At 72.0% G+C, this 21,460-nt stretch carries 21 protein-coding genes; 5 read left to right on the top strand and 16 right to left on the bottom strand.

What is annotated here, in order from left to right; genetic code table 11:
* Nucleotides 1–152: 152 nt before the first annotated feature.
* The 9 genes from GQF42_RS08720 to GQF42_RS08680 form a co-directional block, all read right to left on the bottom strand.
* Nucleotides 153–2,936, bottom strand: coding sequence for a helix-turn-helix transcriptional regulator (locus GQF42_RS08720; protein ID WP_158919075.1), 2,784 nt, complete (start codon nt 2,934–2,936; stop codon nt 153–155).
* A gap of 796 nt (nt 2,937–3,732) precedes the next feature.
* Entirely contained in the window at nt 3,733–4,062 is a 330-nt protein-coding gene (locus GQF42_RS08715; RefSeq protein WP_158919074.1) for a DUF4326 domain-containing protein, read from the bottom strand.
* A gap of 21 nt (nt 4,063–4,083) precedes the next feature.
* Nucleotides 4,084–4,872: an SGNH/GDSL hydrolase family protein gene (locus tag GQF42_RS08710; protein WP_158919073.1), complete on the bottom strand. Its 789-nt coding sequence runs from the start codon at nt 4,870–4,872 to the stop codon at nt 4,084–4,086.
* A 63-nt stretch (nt 4,873–4,935) separates the two neighbouring features.
* Complete coding sequence (locus GQF42_RS08705) at nt 4,936–5,955, bottom strand: hemolysin family protein (RefSeq protein ID WP_158919072.1); 1,020 nt, start codon at nt 5,953–5,955, stop codon at nt 4,936–4,938.
* Nucleotides 5,952–7,295 (bottom strand): hemolysin family protein, encoded by a 1,344-nt coding sequence (locus tag GQF42_RS08700; protein WP_158919071.1) that lies wholly within the window; start codon nt 7,293–7,295, stop codon nt 5,952–5,954. The genes GQF42_RS08705 and GQF42_RS08700 overlap by 4 nt, the downstream gene beginning before the upstream one ends.
* A gap of 154 nt (nt 7,296–7,449) precedes the next feature.
* Entirely contained in the window at nt 7,450–7,884 is a 435-nt protein-coding gene (locus tag GQF42_RS08695) for a GNAT family N-acetyltransferase (RefSeq protein ID WP_158919070.1), read from the bottom strand.
* Between the two features lie 45 nt (nt 7,885–7,929).
* Nucleotides 7,930–8,820, bottom strand: coding sequence for a TIGR03621 family F420-dependent LLM class oxidoreductase (locus GQF42_RS08690; RefSeq protein ID WP_158919069.1), 891 nt, complete (start codon nt 8,818–8,820; stop codon nt 7,930–7,932).
* A 117-nt stretch (nt 8,821–8,937) separates the two neighbouring features.
* Nucleotides 8,938–11,511, bottom strand: a complete 2,574-nt coding sequence (locus GQF42_RS08685) for an ABC transporter permease (protein WP_158919068.1) — start codon at nt 11,509–11,511, stop codon at nt 8,938–8,940.
* Between the two features lie 4 nt (nt 11,512–11,515).
* Nucleotides 11,516–12,358 (bottom strand): ABC transporter ATP-binding protein, encoded by an 843-nt coding sequence (locus GQF42_RS08680; RefSeq protein WP_158919067.1) that lies wholly within the window; start codon nt 12,356–12,358, stop codon nt 11,516–11,518.
* 118 nt (nt 12,359–12,476) lie between these two features.
* Here GQF42_RS08680 and GQF42_RS08675 point away from each other — a divergent pair, with 118 nt between their 5' ends.
* Nucleotides 12,477–12,722 (top strand): toxin-antitoxin system HicB family antitoxin, encoded by a 246-nt coding sequence (locus GQF42_RS08675; RefSeq protein WP_158919066.1) that lies wholly within the window; start codon nt 12,477–12,479, stop codon nt 12,720–12,722.
* Nucleotides 12,723–12,726: 4 nt separating this feature from the next.
* A complete protein-coding gene (locus tag GQF42_RS08670; RefSeq protein WP_158919065.1) occupies nt 12,727–13,101 on the top strand; it encodes a fic family toxin-antitoxin system, toxin component in 375 nt (124 codons plus the stop codon).
* A 33-nt stretch (nt 13,102–13,134) separates the two neighbouring features.
* On the opposite strand, the gene GQF42_RS08665 is transcribed toward GQF42_RS08670, so the two are convergent.
* The 4 genes from GQF42_RS08665 to bioB all read right to left on the bottom strand — a co-directional run bounded on the left by GQF42_RS08665 (nt 13,135) and on the right by bioB (nt 17,156).
* Nucleotides 13,135–13,827, bottom strand: coding sequence for a class I SAM-dependent methyltransferase (locus GQF42_RS08665; protein WP_158919064.1), 693 nt, complete (start codon nt 13,825–13,827; stop codon nt 13,135–13,137).
* A gap of 129 nt (nt 13,828–13,956) precedes the next feature.
* A complete protein-coding gene (gene bioD, locus GQF42_RS08660) occupies nt 13,957–14,673 on the bottom strand; it encodes a dethiobiotin synthase (protein WP_158919063.1) in 717 nt (238 codons plus the stop codon).
* 1 nt (nt 14,674) lies between these two features.
* Nucleotides 14,675–15,955 (bottom strand): adenosylmethionine--8-amino-7-oxononanoate transaminase, encoded by a 1,281-nt coding sequence (locus GQF42_RS08655; RefSeq protein WP_158919062.1) that lies wholly within the window; start codon nt 15,953–15,955, stop codon nt 14,675–14,677.
* Complete coding sequence (gene bioB, locus GQF42_RS08650) at nt 15,948–17,156, bottom strand: biotin synthase BioB (protein WP_158919061.1); 1,209 nt, start codon at nt 17,154–17,156, stop codon at nt 15,948–15,950. The genes GQF42_RS08655 and bioB overlap by 8 nt, the downstream gene beginning before the upstream one ends.
* Before the next feature lie 147 nt (nt 17,157–17,303).
* Here bioB and GQF42_RS08645 point away from each other — a divergent pair, with 147 nt between their 5' ends.
* The gene (locus GQF42_RS08645; RefSeq protein WP_158919060.1) at nt 17,304–18,431 is read left to right on the top strand and encodes an 8-amino-7-oxononanoate synthase; all 1,128 of its coding nucleotides are present in this window, start codon (nt 17,304–17,306) and stop codon (nt 18,429–18,431) included.
* 96 nt (nt 18,432–18,527) lie between these two features.
* Here the strand turns inward: GQF42_RS08645 and GQF42_RS08640 are convergent, their stop codons facing one another.
* Together GQF42_RS08640 and GQF42_RS08635 are read right to left on the bottom strand one after the other, a co-directional pair.
* A complete protein-coding gene (locus tag GQF42_RS08640; RefSeq protein WP_158919059.1) occupies nt 18,528–18,749 on the bottom strand; it encodes a DUF397 domain-containing protein in 222 nt (73 codons plus the stop codon).
* A gap of 15 nt (nt 18,750–18,764) precedes the next feature.
* The gene (locus GQF42_RS08635; protein ID WP_158919058.1) at nt 18,765–19,625 is read right to left on the bottom strand and encodes a helix-turn-helix domain-containing protein; all 861 of its coding nucleotides are present in this window, start codon (nt 19,623–19,625) and stop codon (nt 18,765–18,767) included.
* A 211-nt stretch (nt 19,626–19,836) separates the two neighbouring features.
* Between GQF42_RS08635 and GQF42_RS08630 the strand changes: the two genes are divergently transcribed.
* Together GQF42_RS08630 and GQF42_RS08625 are read left to right on the top strand one after the other, a co-directional pair.
* Entirely contained in the window at nt 19,837–20,268 is a 432-nt protein-coding gene (locus tag GQF42_RS08630; RefSeq protein WP_158919057.1) for an ATP-binding protein, read from the top strand.
* Nucleotides 20,269–20,348: 80 nt separating this feature from the next.
* Nucleotides 20,349–20,585, top strand: a complete 237-nt coding sequence (locus GQF42_RS08625) for a hypothetical protein (protein WP_158919056.1) — start codon at nt 20,349–20,351, stop codon at nt 20,583–20,585.
* 106 nt (nt 20,586–20,691) lie between these two features.
* Here the strand turns inward: GQF42_RS08625 and GQF42_RS08620 are convergent, their stop codons facing one another.
* Entirely contained in the window at nt 20,692–21,165 is a 474-nt protein-coding gene (locus GQF42_RS08620; RefSeq protein ID WP_158919055.1) for a C40 family peptidase, read from the bottom strand.
* Nucleotides 21,166–21,460 lie beyond the last annotated feature (295 nt).

Here is a 21,460-nt window from a genome sequence, read left to right as displayed (position 1 = left end):
CGCGCCCCGTGACGTGGCAGGGCCCGGAACACCCGCCAGGTGTTCCGGGCCCTGCCACGTCACGGGGGCATCCGGTGCCTTGTGGCAGACACAGCGGGGCCCCGCCGGCGGTGTTCGTGGCGCGGCCCCGGGGGTGTCCGGTGTGTTCGTGCTCAGCCCGCGGACGAGTGGGTACTGGCCCAGCGGTCCGACAGCTTGGGAATGCGGTGCTCCAGCATCTTCGACGGCAGCTCCGAGCGGCTGGCCACCTGCAGCTTGCGGTAGACCCGGGTGAGGTGCTGCTCCACCGTGCTGATGGTGACGTGGAGGCGGCCGCTTATCTCGCGGTTGGTGTAGCCGAGCGCGGCCAGGCCGGCGACCCGGCACTCCGCATCGCTCAGGATCGCGGGGCCGTCCTTGGGCTCGGTCTTCTCGGGCCGTACCGGATCCTGCAGCAGGTGTGCGTCGACCGGCGACTCGATACGGCAGGCCTCGGCCTCCGCCGCCGCGCGCCGTGCCACCAGCCGGGCCCGGTCGTACTCGCCGAGTTCGTAGTGCGCCGCCGACAGATCGGCGTACGCCTGGGCCAGCGCGTACCGGTCACCGCACGTCTTGAGCAGGTCGATCGCCTCGCGCAGGAGCGAGGCCCGGCGATGCGGCTTGGAGGTCGCGGCCAGCAGACACAGCGCCATGGCCCGCGCCCGGGAACTGTGCCCGCCGGGCAGCCGCAGCTGCTCCTCGGCCCACTCCCGGGCCGAACGGGCCTTGCCGATCCGCAGGTTGGCCAGGGCCAGGTCGGATCGCCAGGGGATTCCTTTCTGCAGGCTGGGGTTGCCCTCCCGCAGCAGCCGTCCGCAGGTCTCGAAGTCGTTGAGCGCCGCGAAGGGCCGGTCGGTCGCGAGGTAGTGGTGGCCACGGGCTCGCAGATACTGGATGCCGAACACGGTGCGGAACATCGGCTCGGGCACGTCCAGGCCGAGCAGTTCCTCGGCCTCGGCGTAGGAGCCCATCGCAGTGTGCGCGGCGATCGCCGTCGACAGCGGGAGGCCGATGAGCACCCCCCAGCTCTGGGCGCGCAGTGTCCCGAGAGCGGCGAGCGCACCCTGTGCCGCGGTGGTCACGTCCCCCTGGAGCAGGGCGATCTCCGCCCGGATGCTGCCGAGCAGGGCCTGCCAGGTCGTCGCCCGTCGGTCCACGGCGCACTCCAGCAGCGCGTCACAGGCCTCGGCGGCGAGCGCGGGCCGGTCCGCGTGGGCGATGGCCAGCAGCGACATCGCGACCAACTCCAGGTTGAGATGGTCCAGTTGGTGCCCCTGCAGGGCCTGGGCGACGGCCGCCGCCGACTCGTCGGTGGCCTCGCCGCCGACGAGCGCCGCCACCCGGGCGGCCAGTCCGGTGTCGGCGTGCGCGGGTCGGCGGCGCGGGTCGGCGGCGCTGGCCGGCGCGCCCTTGCCGGGCAGTGCCACGCCGTAGAACCACTGCCGTACGAACTCCACCTCGGCGACGATCTGGGCCTCGGCCGGCGAGTGCGGATGGACGAGGCTCGCCACGGCCTGGGCGGCCAGTTCGGTGTCGCCCTGCCACAGCATGTGGCGTAGGACGGTGGCGGTGTCCCGCATGCTCAGGTCGCCGTCCAGCGCGGGTGCGCGCAGCGGCTGCAGATGCGGGCCGGCGGCCGCCGGGTTGGTCCGCCACTCCGCGCGCGCGAGCGCCACGGACAGGGCGTGACGTTCCCGCTCGTCGGTGCAGTCGCGCAGCACCAGGCCGAGATAGGCGGTGCAGCGGTCGAGGTCGTCCACGGCCAGGGCCTGTTCCGCGGCGGCGCGCAGGATGCCTGCGCCCCAGCCCTCCGGGACGAGGTCCGCAGCGTGCAGATGACGAGCCACCTCCAGGGCGGGCGCCCCGGATCGGTACAGCGTGTGGGCGATCCGGCCGTGCAGCCCGGTGCGTTCGGCACCGTCCATGTCCTCCAGGACGGCCGCGGCGGCGGTCGGGTGCCGGAAGACGTGACCGTCCAGCAGGCCCGAGGAGTTGAGGGCGTCCACGGCTTCCTGGGTGCCGGCCGGCGTGGTGCCGGTCAGCTCGCCGACCGGGACGCAGCCCGCGAGCGAGCCGAGCGCGGCCAGCGCCCGGGCCACGCGGACATGGCCCGCCTCACCGCGGTGCAGCAGCGACAGCACGGCCTGCCGGTAGGCGGCGCCGGCGACGGGGTGGCCGATGTCGGGGCCGAGGCGCGTGCTGTCGTCGAGGAGGGCGTGCACCAGCAGGGGGCTGCCCGCGGTGGCCCGGTGGTAGGCGCTGCGGACGTCGCCGGGCAGGGCCCGGCCGGCCTGTGCGGCGAGCAGTTCGCCGACGCTGGCATCCGACAGCGGGGCCAGGCGTACCCGGCGGTGCGGCTGGCGCAGGAGTTCGGTGTGGGCGGGCGAGCGTGTCTCGCCGAAGTGTCCGGATGTCGCGCACACCACAAGCACGGGCCGGGAGCGGCTGCGGCGCAGCAGGCGGACGATCGTATGCAACGAGGCGCGGTCCATGGCGTGGGCGTCGTCCACGGCGATGACCAAAGGACGGTCGTGGCCGGCGAGGCGCAGCAGGCCCTCGGCCGTCTCGTCGCCGCCGGGCGCGTGGCCGGGCAGATGCCACGGAGCCTTGGGGCGCCGGAATTTCTGCTGAGAGTTCACCGCGGACGGGGTGTGGTGTGATGCTGCGCACTCCGCCTCGGCGTTGCGAAGTAATTGCCCCATGAGGCTCATCGGCTGGTCCCGTTCACCGGACCATGTCGTACCGGTCAGTATGCGCGCATCGGTGGTGTTCAGTGTGGTGAGGAATTCATGCATGAGCTGGGTCTTGCCGGACCCGGGGCCGCCCGTGATGATCACGAGCCGGCCATGTCCCCCCGTGCTGTCGACGTATGCCTCACCCAGGGCCTGTAGTTCTCGCGAACGACCGAAGAGTTGCATCGTGGGTCCCCCCTGGATTCATTTTTACGCGTGAGCCGTGCCCCGTTTCCCGCGGTACGGGGCAGCGGTGTGCGGCGCCGCGAGCGAGAGCTCCCGAGCGCGACGCCCCTGCCGTGAAGACGGCGCGACGAGCCGTTCAGTTCCTTGGTGAACAATCGGTGACAGGAAGAAAAACGGGCGCGGACCAGGACCTTCAAGCCTTGCGGCTCGGACCGGGCGCGCCCCTGGGACAGATACGTGACGGCGTCCTGGCGCCGGAGTCGCGCACGCCCTTCGTCCGTCCGCCTGCGTTCCTGCCTGCACCCCGAGAGAGGTGTTGCATCCCCTGGTCCTCTGTGTGTCGCGTACCGCGGGCAGATTCCGATGCGTCGCATTGGTGGGCCGTGTTACCCGGTGGTACAACCGTGAGGCGGTCCTGAAATCAATACCCCGAGTGATTTCAGTCAAATTCTGGCTGGCTTTATTCGGGGGGTCTATGGCTTTGCTGGTCGAGTGCCATAAAGACGGAATTCCCAATAGCACATTGAAAGGCTAACTGTCTAGGCCAACGTTGTCAACCGCCCTCTGTGGGACCTCTTTCCTACGCTCCGGATCGCCCGACTGGACGTCCTTTTACCGTCCTGTAATTTACTGGGTGGTTAAGGAAAGGATCTGGGCATGACCAATCGTGACATCGGTCACGGGAAAGCGCTTCCGCTGCCCGTTCGGGCATCCCGCATTAACGCGTGGAGGGACTTTAAGGTGATTTGTGCAGGCCGGTGCCGCGCCTTCGATGGTGGAAGCTACGAGACCCGCGTCACTGGTCGCCGTCGGCCAGTTCCGCCAGTACCTCCGCGTGGCACGGCCGCGGTGCGCACCAGCAGGCCAGTGTCTTTCCGCGCAGCTCTGCCACCAGCTCCAGCAGCTCCGGCCGCTCCAGCAGCCGGGGCCGGTACATCGCCATGACCTCGGCCCGGGTGTCGTCCCGGTTCTTCTTCGGGGTGTCGTACGCGAACGGGTTGTACAGCGGGTGCCGAGGCAGATCCCCGCCGCCCATCGTCCAGCGGCGGCCGACGTGGACCACGTCCTCGGGCGCGTGCTCCAGCCGGGGTCCGAACTCGTGGATCCGGCCCCGGATGTTGATCACCGTGTGGTCATGGCAGCGAGGCTATGCCCGGCCCTCGTACGGCAGCAGCTCCGGGCGCTTGGCCGGGCGGCCGTCCCCCGAGGAGCGGCCCGTCAGCCGGCGGCCGATCCAGGGCAGCAGGTGCCGGCGGGCGAAGCGTGCGTCCGCGACCCGGCGCGTCACCCAGCCCGGCGGGGGCGTGGCCGGCATCGGCACCCGCCACTCGGTGTCCTCCGGCTCGTACCCGAGCGCCTGCCACACCGCCTCGGCGACCCGGCGGTGCCCCTGCGCCGTCAGATGCAGTCGGTCCACGTCCCACAGCCGGGGATCGGCCAGCGACGGGGCGCCGTAGAGGTCGGCGACGACCGCGCCGTGGCGCGCGGCCAGCTCGTCCACGCAGGAGAACAGCTCCTCCATGCGCGGCCGGAACCGCTCCAGCACCGGACCCTGGCGGCCGGGGCTGCGCATCAGCACCAGCTGCTTGCAGGATGGCGCGAGCCGCTCCACGGCCTCGGTCAGCAGCCCCTTCACCCGGCCCATGTCGCACTTGGGCCGCAGGGTGTCGTTGAGGCCGCCGACCAGTGTGATCACGTCGGCGTTCATGGCTGCCGCCACGTCCACCTGCTCGTCCACGATCTGCCCGATCAGCTTCCCGCGCACGGCGAGGTTGGCGTACCGGAAACCCGGTGTGCGGGCGGCCATCCGCGAGGCGAGCACGTCGGCCCAGCCCCGGTAGGAACCGTCGGGCAGCAGGTCCGACATGCCCTCGGTGAAGGAGTCGCCGACCGCGACCAGGCTGCTGTACGGGGGAGATACGGGATTCGTCTGCATGGCGTCAGCGATGGTATCCCGGCTCCATACCCGCCGGTCGGTCGCCCCGGAAGCCTCCGTGCATCACCCGGGGGCGGCCTGCCCGAACAGCTCTCTGAGGACGTCCTCCATGGTCACGAGGCCGGCCATCCGGCCGTCGTCGCCGAGCACGGCCGCGAGGTGGGTACGGCTGCCACGCATCGCGGTGAGGACGTCGTCCAGCGGGGTTCCCTCCCGTACGCGCGCGATGGACCGCATGTCCCGCAGCCGGAACGGCACGTCCCGGGGCGATGCGTCCAGCGCGTCCTTGACGTGCAGGTAGCCCACGATCCGGCGGCCCACGTCGACCACCGGGAACCGGGAGAAGCCGGACTCGGCCGACAGCCGTTCCAACTGCTCCGGAGTGACCCCCACGCGCGCGTACACGACCCGCTCCAGCGGTACCACGACATCGCGCACCGGCCGCCTGCCCAGCTCCAGGGCATCGTGCAGCCGCTCCAGCGCGCGGTCGTCGATCAGGCCGGCCTCGCCGGCGTCCTTGACGATCTCGGCCAGCTGGGCGTCCGTGAAGGTGGCCGCGACCTCGTCCTTCGCCTCCACCCTGAGCAGCTTCAGCAGCCCGTTCGCGAACGCGTTGACCGTGAAGATCACCGGGCGCAGCGCCCGGGACAGGGCGACCAGGGGCGGGCCGAGCAGCAGCGCGCTGCGCACCGGTTCGGCGAGGGCGATGTTCTTGGGGACCATCTCGCCCAGCAGCATGTGCAGATACGTCGCCAGCGTCAGCGCGATCACGAAGGACACGACGTGGCCCGCACTCACCGGGACCCCGACCGCGTGGAACACCGGCTCCAGCAGATGTGCGATCGCCGGCTCGGCGACCACGCCCAGGACCAGGGTGCACAGCGTGATGCCCAGCTGGGCGGCGGCCAGCAGTGCCGAGACGTGTTCCAGGCCCCACAGCACGGCCTTCGCGCGCCGGTCGCCCTCCTGGGCGAGCGGCTCGACCTGTGAGCGGCGTACGGAGATCAGCGCGAACTCGGCGCCGACGAAGAAGGCGTTGACGACGAGCGTCGTCAGCCCGATCAGCAGCTGTACCGCGGTCATCGCGCCCCCTCCGGGCTCTGGCGGGCCTGTTCGTCGTCCAGCGGCGCGTGCAGCAGCACCCGGGCCGCCCGGCGGCCGGAGGCGTCCACCACGTCCAGCCGCCAGCCGGCCACCTCGACCGTGTCACCGATCCGCGGTATCCGGCCCAGCCGGGCCGCGATCAGGCCGGCCAGCGTCTCGTACGGTCCCTCGGGCACCCGCAGTCCCACGCGCGCGAGCTGGTCGGTGCGGGCGGCGCCGTCGGCGGAGTACACGGCCCGGCCGTGCTCGTCGGCGCCGGCGGGGGCGAGGTCGGGCGTCTCGTGCGGGTCGTGCTCGTCGCGCACCTCGCCGACGACCTCCTCGACGATGTCCTCCAGCGTGGCCACGCCGGCCGTGCCGCCGTACTCGTCGATGACGACGGCCATGGTGCGCCGGCCGCCGAGGCGGTCCAGCAGCCGGTCGACGGTCAGGGACCCGGGCACGAGCAGCGGCTCGCGCATCACCTGGGAGACCGGGCGGCGGGGCCGATCCGCGGCCGGTACGGCCAGGACGTCCTTGATGTGGGCGACGCCGACGACCGAGTCCAGGCCGCCCCGGTGGACCGGGAACCGGGACAGGCCGGTGGCCCGGGTCGCGTTCGCCACGTCCTCGCAGGTCGCGTGGGTGTCCAGGGCGACGACCTGGACGCGCGGGGTCATCACGTTCTCCGCCGTCAGGTCGGCCAGGTTCAGCGTCCGCACGAACAGCTCGGCGGTGTCCGCCTCCAGCGCACCCTGCTTGGCGGAGTGCCGGGCCAGCGCCGCCAGCTCCTGCGGGCCGCGCGCGGAGGCCAGTTCCTCGGCCGGCTCGACGCCCAGCCGGCGCACGACACGGTTGGCCGTGTTGTTCAGGTGCGTGATGAAGGGGCGGAAGGCAGCGCTGAACCAGCGCTGGGCGCTGCCCACCCGCTTGGCCACCGCCAGGGGCGAGGAGATCGCCCAGTTCTTGGGCACCAGCTCGCCGACGACCATCAGGAACACCGTCGACAGGGCCGTACCGAGCACCAGCGCGACCGAGGTCGCCGTGCCGCCCGAGAGCCCCATCGCCCGGAACGGACCGGCGAGCAGCCTGGCGATCGACGGCTCGGCGAGCATGCCGACGACCAGATTGGTCACGGTGATGCCGAGCTGGGCGCCGGAGAGCTGGAAGGTCAGGGTCCGTACGGCTCTCAGGGCGCCCGGCGCACCGCGCTCGCCGCGCTCGGCGGCCCGCTCCAGCTCGCCGCGCTCCACCGTGGTCAGCGAGAACTCCGCCGCCACGAAGGCGCCACAGGCGAGCGACAGCAGGATCGCCAGCAGAAGGAGCAGCACTTCGGTCATCGGGTCACCCCCGTCCCATGATCGGACAGGGCAGGACGGAATGCGCGGTGTCGCGTACTGGGAGGCTCGCCCATGGGCGGACGCTCACAACCTTTCACTGGGGGGCCGGGTACTCCCTCAATGGTAAAGGATGAGCAAAGGGGCTCCCGGGGGCTCAGTCGGCGCGGTCGGCGAGTGGCTTCACCCAGCGCCGCCAGTGCTCCTGCGGGCCGTACCCGGCGGCACCCCAGGCGTGGTGCGCGGTCTCGTTGCGGACCAGCACCATCGCATCCGCGCGCCGGCCGCCCAGCCGTACGAAGCGCTCCTCGGCGGCGGTCAGCAGCGCCGAGCCGATGCCCTGCCGGCGCTGCCGCGGATGTACGGCGAGCCGGTACAGATGGCAGCGCCAGCCGTCGAAGCCGGCGATCACCGTGCCCACCAGCTCGCCTCCCCGCTCGGCGAGGATCAGGGCTCCGGGATCGCGGGCGACCAGCCGTTCCACCCCGTCCCGGTCGTCGCTGATGCTGGTGCCCTCGGCGGCCGTCTTCCAGAACGCGAGCACGGCGTCGAGATCGTCGGCCAGGGCAGGGCGGATCCGTAGATCGGTCATGTGATCATCGGAGCACGGATGGCGCGCCGTCCCCGGCCAATTCCACTATGCGGACTCCTTGCGCAGCTGCTCCATCACCGCCGCGAACGCCTCCATGTGCTCCTCCAGCACGGTCAGGTACGAGAACCCGAACCGCTCGCGCAGCCCCCGCACCCGCGCGGCCAACTCCTCCGTAGGGCCGGCCAGGACGGTCGGCAGCGCGGACGCGTCGTCTGCGGTCAGCCGCGACCGCCGGTCCCTGAGCAGGCGTTCGAGCGCGGCCCCGGGATCGTCGGTCACGGCCACGAGCTGGATCAGCAGGTTCAGCTCGGCCGGTTGTGCCCTGCCCGCCGCGAAGCCGTGGTACCGGGCCACGCGCTCGTCCAGTTCGGCGGCGCTGAGGGGAAGCAGCGACCCGGGCTCGGCGCCCGGCCGCGCCCCGGTGAAGGCGACGACGTCGGCGTGCGCGGCGGCCAGGCGCAGCATGCGGTCGCCGTTCGCGCCGACCAGCAGCGGGATCCGGGGCTGGGCCGGCCGGGGCCGGAACTCGCCGGAGCCCAGCAGCCGGTTCACCTCCTCGACCGTGTGCGCGAGATGGTCCACCCGCTCGCGCGGCGAGCCGAACGGCAGCCCCGCGGCCTCGTGCTCCGCCGGGACGTACCCGGTGCCGAGGCCGAGTTCCAGGCGCCCGCCGGTGAGCGCGTCCGTCGTCGCCACCTCGCGGGCCAGCAGGGCCGGGTTCCAGAAGCCCGCGTTGAGTACGAGCGTGCCGAGCCGGGGCCGCGCGGTCGCCTCGGCCGCGGCGACCAGCGCGGGGAACGGTGCCACCATGCCGAGGTGATCCGGGACGAGGATCACGTCGTACCCCAGTTCCTCGGCACGACGGCACTTGGCGCGCCACTCGGCGGCGGGCGCGGGGCGGAGCAGATTGACCGCGAAACGGAACGGGCGTGTCATGAACTCTCCTCGGCAGCGGGCGACTTGGGCCTCACCGCGATTCCATCACGGCCGCGGCCGGCCGGGGCGGCGGCCACCGGCCGTGAAGCGATCGCCGGCCGGACGCACCGTCGAGCGTCACTCGTGCGCGATCGCCGCGAGCACGTTCATGCGCGACGCCCGCAGCGCCGGCAGCAGTGCCGCCACCACTCCCACCACCGCCGCGCCGATCACGACCCCGACGATCGTGCCCCAGGGGATCGCGAGCGCCGTCAGGCCACGCAGGGCCAGCACCCGCTGCATGCACACGCCCCACACCAGCCCCAGCGCCAGCCCGAGGACCGCGCCGAACACCGCGATCACCACCGACTCCAGCCGGATCATCCGCCGCAGCTGCCGCCGTCCCAGCCCGATCGCGCGCAGCAGCCCGATCTCCCGGGTCCGCTCCACCACGGACAGGGCAAGGGTGTTGACCACCCCGAGCACGGCGATGACGATGGCCAGGGCGAGCAGCGCGTACACCAGGTACAGCAACACGGCGATCTGGTCGTGCACCAGCTGCTTGTAGTCGGACTGGTTGCGCACCTGGACCTGCGGGAACGGCTTGAGCGCCCGCTCCAGACGGGGGCGCAGGTCCTGCGGTGTCGTACCGGTGGCCGCGTTGACGTAGAGCACGGAGTCCTGGCCGCTCGGCACGTACTTCTCGAAGGTGGCGAGGCCGACGTAGATGCCGCCCTGGGTGCCGAAGCCGTCCGCCGTCTCCTGGTCGGTGAGCGCCCCGACGGCCAGCCGGGTGCGCCGTCCGCCCGGGAACTCGACCGGCAGGACGCTGCCGATCCGTACACCGTGGTCCTTGGCGAAACCGGCGTCCATCGCGAGATGCCCGTCCGCCAGCGCCGCCGCCGAACCTCCCCGTGTGTAGGTGATGTGCGCGACGTCGTCCAGTCCGGGGCCGTACGCGCCGGCGGACGTCTCGACACGGTCCCCGTTCGGCAGCCGTACGGCGAGCGGGGTGAGCCGCTGCTGGACGACGAGCCCAACGCCGCGCGTCGCGGCCACGACGTTTCGTACCTCCTTCGTGAACGGGGTGAAGTTGGTGTTCTGGACGACGAAGTCGGCACCGAGCGTCCGGTCGATCTGCCGGTCGAACGACGCCGACATCGACGCGCTCGCCACTGACATCCCGCCGACCAGGGCCAGGCCCACCATGAGCGCGGCGGCCGTGGCGCCGGTACGGCGCGGATTGCGCAGGGCATTGCGCTGGCTCATGCGGCCGACCGGGCCGAACAGCGCGGGGAACGCCGCGCCCAGCACCCGGATCACCGGCCGCACCAGCAGCGGTCCGGCGACCACGGTCGCGATCAGCGTCAGGGCCACGCCGACGCCCAGCAGCGAGGCCGCCTGCGCGGTCCTCGTGGCCGCCGCGCACCCGGCCAGCGTCGCCGCCCCGGCCGCCCCCAGCACTGCGCCGACGATCGCCCGCACCTTGAGCGGCTTGCCCACACCAGCGACCTCGGCGTCGGCCAGCGCGGCCATCGGCGAGACCGCCGCCGCCCGCCGCGCGGGCAGATAGGCCGCCACGAAGGTGACGCCGAGCCCGACGACGTAGGCGGCCACGGGCGTCCCCCAGCCGACGGCCATCTCCGTGGCCTTGAGGTTCATCCCGAACGCACTCATCAGCCGGATCAGCCCCAGCGCCAGCCCGATCCCGGCGCCGAGGCCGAGTGTCGAGCCGACCAGCCCGAGCAGCGCCGCCTCGGTGAGTACCGAGCGCCGCACCTGCCGCCGGTCCGCGCCCAGGGCCCGCAACAGGCCCAGTTCACGGGTGCGTTGGGCGATCAGCATGGAGAAGGTGTTGACGATGAGGAACACGCCGACGAGCAGCGCGACACCGGCGAAGCCCAGCATCACGTACTTGATCACGTCCAGGAACGTGCCGAGGCTGGCCGCCGCCGACTTGGCCTGCTCGCGGGCGGTCTTGAGGTCGTAGCGGCCGGTGCCGGTGCCGACCGCCGCGCCGATCCTTCGCTTGAGTTCCACGTCGGACACGCCCCTGACCGCGTCCGCCGAGATGCTGGTCGCCAGCGTCTGGGAGCCGAGCAGCTCGCGGCCCGCCACCGCCGGGTCCAGGAAGACCAGGGCGGCGCCCGGGTTGGTCGTGGTGAACGTGGCGATCCCGACGACCCGGACCCGGAACGTGCCCGGCTGGGCCTGCACCGTCAGTGTGTCGCCGATCCGCACATGCTTCTTGCCGGCCGTGTCGGCGTCAAGCAGCGCCTCGCCCGCACCGTGCGGTGGGTGACCGGAGGTCAGTTCCACCGGTGAGCGGTCGCTGACGTACCAGGTGGTGGCGATGGTGGGGGCGCCGGTGGTCGGCCCGACCGACTTGTCGTGCCGGTCGACGACCACGACGTTCTGTACCTTGACGTCCGCGCGGGCCGCCGCGACCCCGGCCACCCGCGCCACCCGGTCCCGCAGCGCGGCGGGCACGGTCTGCACCGTGCCGCCCGGCACCGGGGACTTGAGGTCCTGCTGGGGTTCCACGGTCACATCGGCGGCCGTGGAGGCGAACAGCCGGTCGAAGGTACGGGTGACGGTGTCGGAGAAGATCAGGCTGCCCGCGACGAACGCCACGGACAGGATCACGGCCAGCGCGGACAGCGCGAGCCGCCCCTTGTGCGCGAGGAAACTCCTCAGGGTCGCCTTGAGCACCGGGTCAGTCCTCCTGGGCGGCGCGGCCGTCGCCGAGCCGTTCCTGCACGATGTCGGAACCGGGGGTCTGGGGGTTCCCCCCGGCAAGGACGCGCATCCGTTCCAGTACGGCGTCCGCCGTGGGCCGTGCCATCTCGTCCACGATCCGTCCGTCCGCAAGGAAGAGCACCAGGTCGGAGTGGGCGGCGGCGCCGGGGTCATGGGTGACCATGACGACAGTCTGCCCGAGATCGTCCACCGCACCGCGCAGAAAGCCCAGCACCTCCAGGCCGGCCCGCGAGTCCAGATTGCCGGTCGGCTCGTCGGCGAAGATCAGCTCCGGACGCGAGGCCAGCGCCCGCGCGCACGCGACCCGTTGCTGCTGGCCGCCGGAGAGCTGCGCGGGCCGATGCGTCAGACGGTCCCGCAGGCCGAGCCTGTCGATCACCTGGTCCAGCCACTTCTCATCCGGTTTGCGGCCCGCGATGGCCATCGGCAGCGTGATGTTCTCGGCGGCCGTGAGCGTCGGGATGAGGTTGAACGACTGGAACATGAACCCGATCCGGTCCCGCCGCAGCCGGGTCAGCTCCCGCTCCTTCAGCCCGGTGATCTCGGTGTCACCGAGCCACACCTGTCCGGCCGACACGGTGTCGAGCCCCGCCAGACAGTGCATCAGCGTGGACTTCCCGGACCCCGAAGGTCCCATCACGGCCGTGAACCGGCCGCGCGTGATGTCCACGTCCACCGCGTCCAGGGCGCGTACGGCCGTCTCGCCGGAGCCGTAGGCCTTGGTCAGCCCGCGGGCGCGGGTCGCGATCCCGCCGTCCGGTGCGCGGCCCGGCACGTGCTGTGCAGCAGGTGTGGACAAGACCGCCTCCCGGTCGCCTGAACCGCCCGTCCCGGGCGAGCGTAAGGGACAGTCCCGCCGGGCGCACCGGTTCCGTGCGCCCTTGCCGTTGCTAGCATCTCGGCGCTAGCTTCGAGGTATGGCGAAGACCCAGCTGAACGTACGCGTGGACGAAGGCACCGCCCGCGCGGCCCGCGAACGTGCCCTGGCCCGTGGCATCAGCGTCAACCGCTATATCGAAGAGCTGGTCAGACAGGACACAGGCGAGGCCGGGCGGACGTTCGTGGAGGCCGCCGCCGACTTCATGAAGCAGTACGAGACCGTGTTCGCCGAGGAGCTGACCGATACCCGTGGCACCGGCTCCGGCAGCGAGGACGGCCGCTGATCCCTTGAACGAGTTCAGCATCGACCTCGCCTGGCTGCTCATGCTCGCCGAACAACGGACGCCCGGGGACCCGCAGGTCAGCGACTGGGGCGCGCTGATCGCCGCCGTCGCCCGGCACCGGGCCGAGATATTCGGCGTGCCCGTCTACGACGATCCGCACACCCGCGCCGCGTCCCTGCTCCAGCTGCTGATCCACGTACCGGCGCTGGAGCGCTCCAACACGCTGTTCGCCTCGGCGGTCGCCTACGCATACCTGGTTGCCAGCGGTGTGAAGGTCGTCACGACGGCCGAGCAGGTGCGCGACCTCGCCCGGCTGGTGAAGGACGGTGCGGCCGACGTGGAGGCGATCGCGCGGGAGCTGCGCCGCTGGAGCATCTGAGCGCGCGCCCCGCGCCTCCCCGTCACGCCCCCGTCAGCGGGCCTCCGGCTCTCCCGGCCGCCAGGCGACGCCCAGCGTGGCGAACGACGTGGGCGTCCTCAGACCCGTCTTGGGCAGCAACAGCTTCTGGTACGGCCCGAGTTCGAACCCCGCCTCGCGCAGTGCGGCGACCGGCTCGCGGGCCACGTGACAGCCGCCGAACAGCGCGGGCCACACCGTGCGGTCCAGGGCCTGCTGAGTCAGGGTCATCACCCGGCCGCCACCCCGCCCGTGCTCGAAGAACCGCACCTCGCCGCCGGGCCGGAGCACCCGTCGTACCTCGCCCAGCGCCCGGGCCACGTCCCGTACGCTGCACAGCACGAGCGACAGCACCACCGCGTCGAAGGCCTCGCTCTTGACCGGCAGTGCCTCCGCCGCGCCCGGCACCACGTCCACCGGTACCTGGGCGCGCAGGGCCGCCTCCAGCGCCAACTGCCTCAGCAGCGGCTCCGGTTCGATGGCGACGACCTCGGCGACGGCCGCCGGATAGTGCGCGAAGTTCAGCCCGTTGCCCGCGCCGACCTCGATCACCCGCCCCGACAACCCGGCGAGCAGCCGCTCCCGCACCCCGGCCATCCCGAACCGGGTCTCTGCGCCCACGCTGATCCGGGCGTAGAAGCGGGCGAACACCGGATGGTGGACGGGGCTCGGCGTGACCTTGGCAGACCCGGCCGACATCAGTCGCATGGCACCTCCCGGAGGACATTCCTACGGTGATTGTCCCCCCGACGCCGCCGGCAACTCCCCCAGGGCGCGGGAACCGCGTGACCGGCCACTGCGCAGCCGCACTCGGACGACGACCTGCGCCTGCTCCGCCTACGGCGCCACCCGTACCCCGAACGCCTCCGCATCCCATGTCCCGTCCAGTCGCGGCGCCAGCCACCCCGGCGCCGCCGAGCGGAACTCGCGGGGAGGCAGGCTGCCCGCCCCGGCGGGAAGCGCGCCGAGCAGCGGAGCCGCCGCGACCTCCGGCAGGTCGGCCACGTTGCAGCGGTCGGCGAGGCCGGGGGAGCCGGGCCAGCTGCCGATCACCACGCCGGCCAACTCCAGTTCCCGTCGCCGCAGTTCACGGGCCGACAGCTCCGTGGTGTTCAGCGTGCCGAGCCCGGCCGAGGCCACCAGCAGCACCGGCGCGTCGAGCAGCCGCGCCACGTCCGCCAGCGTGCCGCCGACCGCGTCGAACCGGACGAGCAGCCCGCCCGCCCCCTCGACGAGCACCAGATCGTGCTCGGTGGCCAGCTTGGCCGCCCGGTCGGCCACCTCCTGCGGGCGTACCGGCGCCATCCCGGCCCGCCGGGCCGCCGTGCCCGGTGCCAACGGCTCGGGAAAGCGGGCCAGTTCGGCGGCGGTGACCGGTCCCGCGAGCCGCGCGACCTCGTCGGCGTCCCCCCGCTCGTCCGGCCGTACGCCCGTCTGCGCGGCCTTCAGCACGGCCACCGAACGTCCCGCCGCGAGCGCCGCGGCGGCGACGGCGGCCGTGGTGACGGTCTTGCCGACCTCCGTGCCCGTTCCTGTGATCACCAGTACCGGCATGTCATCCCTCCCGCGCCGCGGCGCACACCGCGCGCGCGATCCGTGCCACGTCCTCGTCCGAGGTGACGTACGGCGGCATCGTGTAGACCAGGTCACGGAACGGCCGCAGCCACACGCCCTCGCGCACGGCGGCGTCCGTGGCGGCCTTCATGTCCACCTCGTGGTCGAGCTGGACCACCCCGATGGCGCCGAGGACCCGGACGTCCCGCACGCCGGGGGCCCCGAGGGCCGGCGCCAGCCCCTCGCGCAGCCCCGTCTCGATCCGCTTGACCTCCGACAGCCAGTCCTGCCCCAGCAGCAGCTCGACCGAGGCACAGGCCACGGCCGCCGCCAGCGGGTTGCCCATGAACGTCGGGCCGTGCGCGAGCACCGGCACCTCGCCCCGCGAGATGCCGTCGGCGACCCGCGCGGTGCACAGCGTCGCCGCCATCGTCAGATAGCCGCCGGTCAGCGCCTTGCCCACGCACATGACATCCGGGGTGACGGCCGCGTGGTCCGCCGCGAACAGCGCGCCGGTACGGCCGAAGCCGGTGGCGATCTCGTCGAACACCAGCAGGACGTCGTGTGCGTCGCACGCCTCGCGCAGCACCCGCAGATAGTCGGGGGAGTGGAAACGCATCCCTCCGGCGCCCTGCACCACCGGCTCCACGATCACCGCGGCCAGCTCGTCCGCGTGCCGGGCGATCAGCTCGCGCAGATGCTCGGCGTACGACTCCTCGTACCGCGGGGGCGGCGCGTCCGCGAAGACCTGGCGGGGCAGCACTCCGGACCACAGCTCGTGCATCCCGCCCTCGGGGTCGCACACCGACATCGGGGTCCAGGTGTCGCCGTGGTACCCGCCGCGCCAGGTCAGCAGGCGCCGCTTCGCGGGGCGGCCGAGCGAGCGCCAGTACTGCAGGCACATCTTCGCGGCGACCTCGACCGACACCGAGCCGGAGTCCGCCAGGAAGACATGCTCCAGACCGTCGGGCGACATGTCGACAAGGAGCTTTGCGAGCCGTACGGCGGGCTCGTGGGTGAGCCCGCCGAACATCACATGGCTCATCCGCGCCAGCTGCCGGTGCGCGGCCTCGTTGAGGACCGGGTGGTTGTAGCCGTGGATCGCCGACCACCAGGACGACATGCCGTCGACCAACTCGCCGGATCCGTCCGCCAGTCGGAGGCGCACCCCGCTCGCCGACGCCACGACGAGCGGTTCCTGCCGACCTGGCATGGGCCCGTAGGGGTGCCAGACGTGCTGCCGGTCCAGGGCCAGCAGCTCGTCCACCGACAGGTCAGGCATTGGGCGCGAGGTCCGTTCCGGCGCCGCGGCGGCGTACGGCGACCAGGTCGGTGCGCGGCTCGGCAGGGGCGGGAGCCGTGGCCGTACCGCAGGCGTCGGCCCCCTCGTGCGAGCCACAGACGGAGCCGCATCCGGAACCCTCGTGCGACCCGCACCCGGCGCTCTCGTGCCCCCCGCAGCCGCCCCGGGCCGCGGTGGCCCGGTGCTCCGGCAGCGTCACCTGGCCGGCGCCCTCCACCTCGAACCCGGCGTCCGCGATCATCTCCAGGTCGGCCTTGCCCGCCTGGCCCTCGGTGGTCAGGTAGTCGCCGAGGAAGATGGAGTTGGCCAGGTGCAGGGCGAGGGGCTGCATCGTGCGCAGGTGGACCTCACGGCCGCCCGCGATGCGCACCTCGACGTCCGGGCACACGAACCGCACCATCGCGAGGATCCTGAGGCAGCGCTGCGGGGTGAGGTTCCACTCCTTGGCCAGCGGGGTGCCCTCGACCGGGATCAGGAAGTTGACCGGGACCGAGTCCGGGTCCAGCTCGCGCAGCGAGAAGACCACGTCGACCAGATCCGCGTCCGTCTCGCCCATGCCCGCGATCAGCCCGGAGCAGGCGGACAGACCGGCCGCGTGCGCCTTGTTCACCGTGTCCACCCGATCGGCGTAGGTGTGGGTGGTGGTGATGTCCGCGTACGTCTCCTCGGACGTGTTGAGGTTGTGGTTGTAGGCGTCCGCGCCCGCCGCGCGCAGCCGCTCGGCCTGGCCGTCGGAGAGGAGCCCGAGGCAGGCGCACACCTCGACGCCCTCGTTCTGCTCCTTGATCGCCTGGATGGTGCCGGCCACCCGGTCCACGTCACGGTCGGTCGGACCGCGGCCGGAGGCCACCAGACAGACGCGCTTCGCGCCGCCGGCCAGCCCGGCCGCCGCGGCCCGTGAGGCCTCGTCCGGCTTCAGCCAGGTGTACTTGAGGATGCCGGTGTCGGAGCCGAGCCGCTGGGAACAGTAGGAGCAGTCCTCGGGGCACAGGCCCGACTTGAGGTTGACCAGATAGTTGAGTTTCACCCGTCGCCCGAACCAGTGCCGGCGCACCTTCCCGGCCGCGGTCACCACATCGAGCAGGTCGTCGTCGGAGGTGGCCAGTACGGCGAGCGCTTCCTCGCGGGTCGGCAGCTCGCGCCGAAGCCCCTTGTCCACCAGCGTGTTCAGCAGGTCCATGAGGCCCGATCCTGTCCTACGGGACCGCCCCGGGCCAAGGAGAGTTTGCACAACGGAGACGGTTCACCGTGTGGGTATTGCCACACCTCGGGTGGGCGGCCGTACCGCTAGGGTCTGTCCGCTACCTACAAAAGCCCCGGAGGACCCATGGCGTTCGGCTGGATCGACGACCAGGCCGAGGCGCGCCGCCGCGCCGGACTCGTACGGACCCTGCGCCCGCGGCCCGCCGACTCGCCGCTGCTGGATCTGGCGAGCAACGACTACCTGGGCCTCGCCCACCACCCCGAGGTCACCGAGGGGGCGGCCCGGGCCGCCCGGACCTGGGGCGGCGGGTCCACCGGCTCCCGGCTCGTCACCGGCACCACCGAGCTGCACACCGAGCTGGAGGGCGAGCTGGCCGCGTTCTGCGGTGTCGAGACGGCACTGGTCTTCTCCTCCGGCTACGCCGCGAACCTGGCCGCGGTCACGGCGCTCGGCCCGCACGGCTCGCTGATCGTCTCCGACGCAGGCAACCACGCCTCGCTCATCGACGGCTGCCGGCTCGCCCGGGGCGGCCGGCAGGTCGTCGGGCACGCGGATCCCGAGGCGGTGCGCAAGGCGCTGGGTACGCACGAGGGCGAGGCGATCGTCGTATCCGACACCGTGTTCTCCGTGGACGGCGACGCGGCACCCCTGGCCGAGCTGGCCGAGGCCTGCCGGGAGTACGGCGCCGGGCTGGTCGTGGACGACGCGCACGGGCTCGGGGTGCTGGGCGACGGGGGCCGGGGCGCGCCGCATGCGGCCGGGCTCGCGGGCGCCGCGGACGTGGTGGTCACGGCCACCCTGTCCAAGTCGCTGGGCAGTCAGGGCGGCGTGGTGCTGGGACCGGCGCGGGTGATCGACCACCTGGTCAACGCGGCCCGCACCTTCATCTTCGACACGGGTCTGGCTCCGGCGGCGGCCGGTGCGGCCCTGTCGGCGCTGCGGCTGCTCGTGCGGGAGCCCGAGCGCGCGGCGCGCGCCCGTGAGGTGGCCGCGGAACTGCACGCACGGCTGACCGCCGCGGGTCTGGAGGCGGTACGTCCGGACGCCGCGGTGGTCTCCGTGCGGGCTCCGTCCCCGGAGCAGGCGGTGCGCTGGGCGGCCGACTGCCGTACGGCAGGGCTGGCCGTGGGCTGCTTCCGTCCTCCTTCCGTGCCCGACGGCATCTCACGGTTGAGGCTGACCGCCCGCGCCGACCTGTCCGGGGCGGAGATCGAACGCGCTGTACGGGTGATCGGCGAAACGCGACCATGAGTCGGCGTGACACGGCCGTGCTTCACCTGAGAGTGATGATGTGTGATCGGTTTTGATCAGATGATGGTTCGATCCGATGGCTGTTCGGGTGACGGTTCAGAGGGCGGTGAGGAACTCCGCCCAGCTGCCGGCGGAGAAGACCAGTGCGGGTCCGGCCGGGATCTTGGAGTCACGTACGGCGAGCAGCCCGGCCCAGGGGCCGGAGAGCGGCCGTGCCGTCTCCACGCAGTTGTTGGCTCCCGTGCTGTAGCTGCTGCGCAGCCAGCGCACGTCGTGCAGGTCGGTACTGGCAGGGACGTTCCGAGGCAGTTCTGACATGGGGGGCGTGCCTCCTTACGCGCCGTCGCCTATCCCGGCGATGTGGTCCAACGAGTCCTCGGGGGAAAGGGCGTGGAACTGAAGAGTGGCGAAGGCCTCGGAGTAGGCCATGAGGTCTTCTTTCCGCTCCAGGTAGAGGCTACTCGTCAACTGGTCGAGAACAACCACGTCCAGATCAGAAGTGCTCGGAAATGAGAAAATAACGAAAGGTCCGGTCAGGCCCACATGGGCTCCGGCTCCGAACGGCAGGACCTGGAGCCGTACTTGGGGCAGCCGGGCGGCCTCCATCAGCCGTTCCAGCTGGCGGGCCATCACCTCGGGCCCGCCGACCTCGCGCCGCAGCACCGCCTCGTCCAGCACCGCGCTCAGCACCAGCGGCGGGTCCGAGCGCAGCACGTCCTGCCTGGCCAGCCGCACCTCCACCAGCGCGTCCAGACGCTCCTCGTCCAGGTCGTGGACGGCTGCCCGGGTCACCGCACGGGCGTACTCCGGCGTCTGGAGCAGCCCCGGCACCACCGTGGTCTCCAGCGTGCGCATCGCGCTGGCCTGCGACTCCAGGCTGATGAAGTCCCGGTACGTGGGCGGCAGCACCCCGCGGTAGGCGTGCCACCAGCGATGCCGGTCGCCCGCCTCCTCGGTGCCCACCAGCATCAGCAGCAACTCGCGCAGGTGCCCGTCCCGCACCCCGTAGGCGTCCAGCAGGGAGCGCAGATCGGCTGGTTTCACCCCGCTGGCACCCGTCTCGATACGGCTCACCTTCGACTGGTGCCAGCCGACCAGCCGGGCCGCCTCACCGCTCGTGAGCCCAGCACCGGTACGCAGCATGCGCAGCTCGGCGCCCAATTTTCGGCGCCGCACCGCCGGCCCGTTCTGCATGGGCTCCTCCTTACTCCTTCCGGGCCGTCCAAATACGGTCTCGCGTGGCAGAGTTCACCGCATTGGGCGACAGATATATGCATATCTTGGTGGATCGCTCCCCGTGACCGGTCCAGTGATGGCAGTCTGACGAAGAAGCACCAGTCCGGGACCGTACTCGAACCCACCGCCCCTTGTCGGTGCGATCCCGCGGGAAAGGGACGACGTCGCCATGGCAGACCACCTGGAAGCATCCGTCACTCTGCCGAGCGATCCCGCCTCGGTCTCCGCCGCCCGTTCGTACGTCGTGGGCACCCTGGCGGAGTGGGGCCTGCCGTCGGACACCGAAGCGGCCGACACCGTGCGGCTCATCGTCTCCGAACTCGCCACCAACGCCGTACAGCACACCTTCGGTCAGTCACCCACCTTCACGGTCGACATTGCCCTGGACCGTGACGAACACCTGCGCATCGGCGTCACGGACAGTCATCCCCGCTTCCCGAAGAGACTGCCCGCCGCCGTCCAGCAGGACAACGGTCGCGGCATGGTCATCATCCGCTGGCTCACCGCCGAGTGTGGCGGAAAACTCCGCATCCGCCCCACCCGTGAGGGTGGAAAGACGGTCTTCATCGAGCTTCCGTGGGCGGTGCCGGCAGCGCCCTGAGGGCCCGGGACCGCGTTCGACAGGCGGCTCGGCCGGAATCCCGGCCAACGAGATCGCCGGGTGCAGGCACTGCTCAGGGCGTGCCCGCGCTGTTCCGGGCGCTGCGGCTGCCGGCTGGCGCCTTTGTGCCGTACCCCGGCGTGCGCACCGCGGTCTCGATGCGGCAGTCCGCCCAGGGGGCCGCAGAGCCGGTGCCCGAGGCCGTCCAGCCGCCTCGGCAGGGCTTCGTCACCAACGTCCTCAACCCCAAGGCCTCGCAGACGCCGTTCAAGCGGCTCCGGGCGGTCGCCCTGCGCGGGGACCGGCCGGGCCGATGACCGCGTCGGCCCCGGGCCGCCCATGGGCTCCAGGCGGGTACCGGGGTGGCGCTGACGCTGCGGGGAGCGGCCCTGCTGCTGGAGCCGCTCCTGGCCCGATGCCGGGTCAGCTGACCCGGCCGTACCAGACGCTCTTGGTCCAGATCTTCTGCAGCCGCACCACGTCCCCGGTCCTGGGCGCGTGCCAGATCTTGTTGTGGCCGGCGTAGATGCCGACGTGGTACACGTTCGAGCCGTAGTGGAAGAACACCAGGTCACCGGCCCTGCGGTTGCCGGAGGAGATGTGGTGCGTCTTGTTGTACTGGGCGGCGGCGGTGCGCGGCAGGGTCTTGCCGGCCTTCTTGAACGAGTAGAGCGTCAGCCCCGAGCAGTCGAAGCGGCGTGGCCCGGTGGCCCCGTACTGGTACGGGGAGCCCTGCTTGGAGGCCGCGATCTGCAGTGCTTTCGTCGCGAGGCTCGCAGCCGAGGCGTCGGTGGCGAGCCCGGGGACCACGATCGAGCCGCCGACGGCGGCAAGCGTGAGAGCCGAGGCCGTACCGGCCCGGGCCATGAGCGACGGGACACGATTCAGCGCAGTCATGCGCAACCCTTCGTCAGCCGCCTGTGAAGGATGACCTGTCGGATTCGGGCTGGCGAAGGTGCCCGGCCGCGTTGCCGCGGCTTCACCCCAAGGGCCGCTCGGAGCCTGTGGCCGTCTGCCTGTGACGCACAGACGAACATCTGCTCCGGCGACCCGACTTGCTTGGGTCCTCCACTCCTGCCGATCCACTCCTGTCGACCGGTCATCCGGGCGGCGGCAGGACTCGGCGTCCGCCCGGATCGCCCCGCCGCGGTGGCGGGGGCTTGTCGTCAGTCAGGGATCTTCACCCACAACA

This window comes from Streptomyces broussonetiae (genome assembly GCF_009796285.1).
In the GTDB taxonomy this organism is placed as follows: domain Bacteria; phylum Actinomycetota; class Actinomycetes; order Streptomycetales; family Streptomycetaceae; genus Streptomyces; species Streptomyces broussonetiae.
Note: the sequence above shows the minus strand (reverse complement) of the source record. Positions and strands in the feature narration are given on the sequence as shown.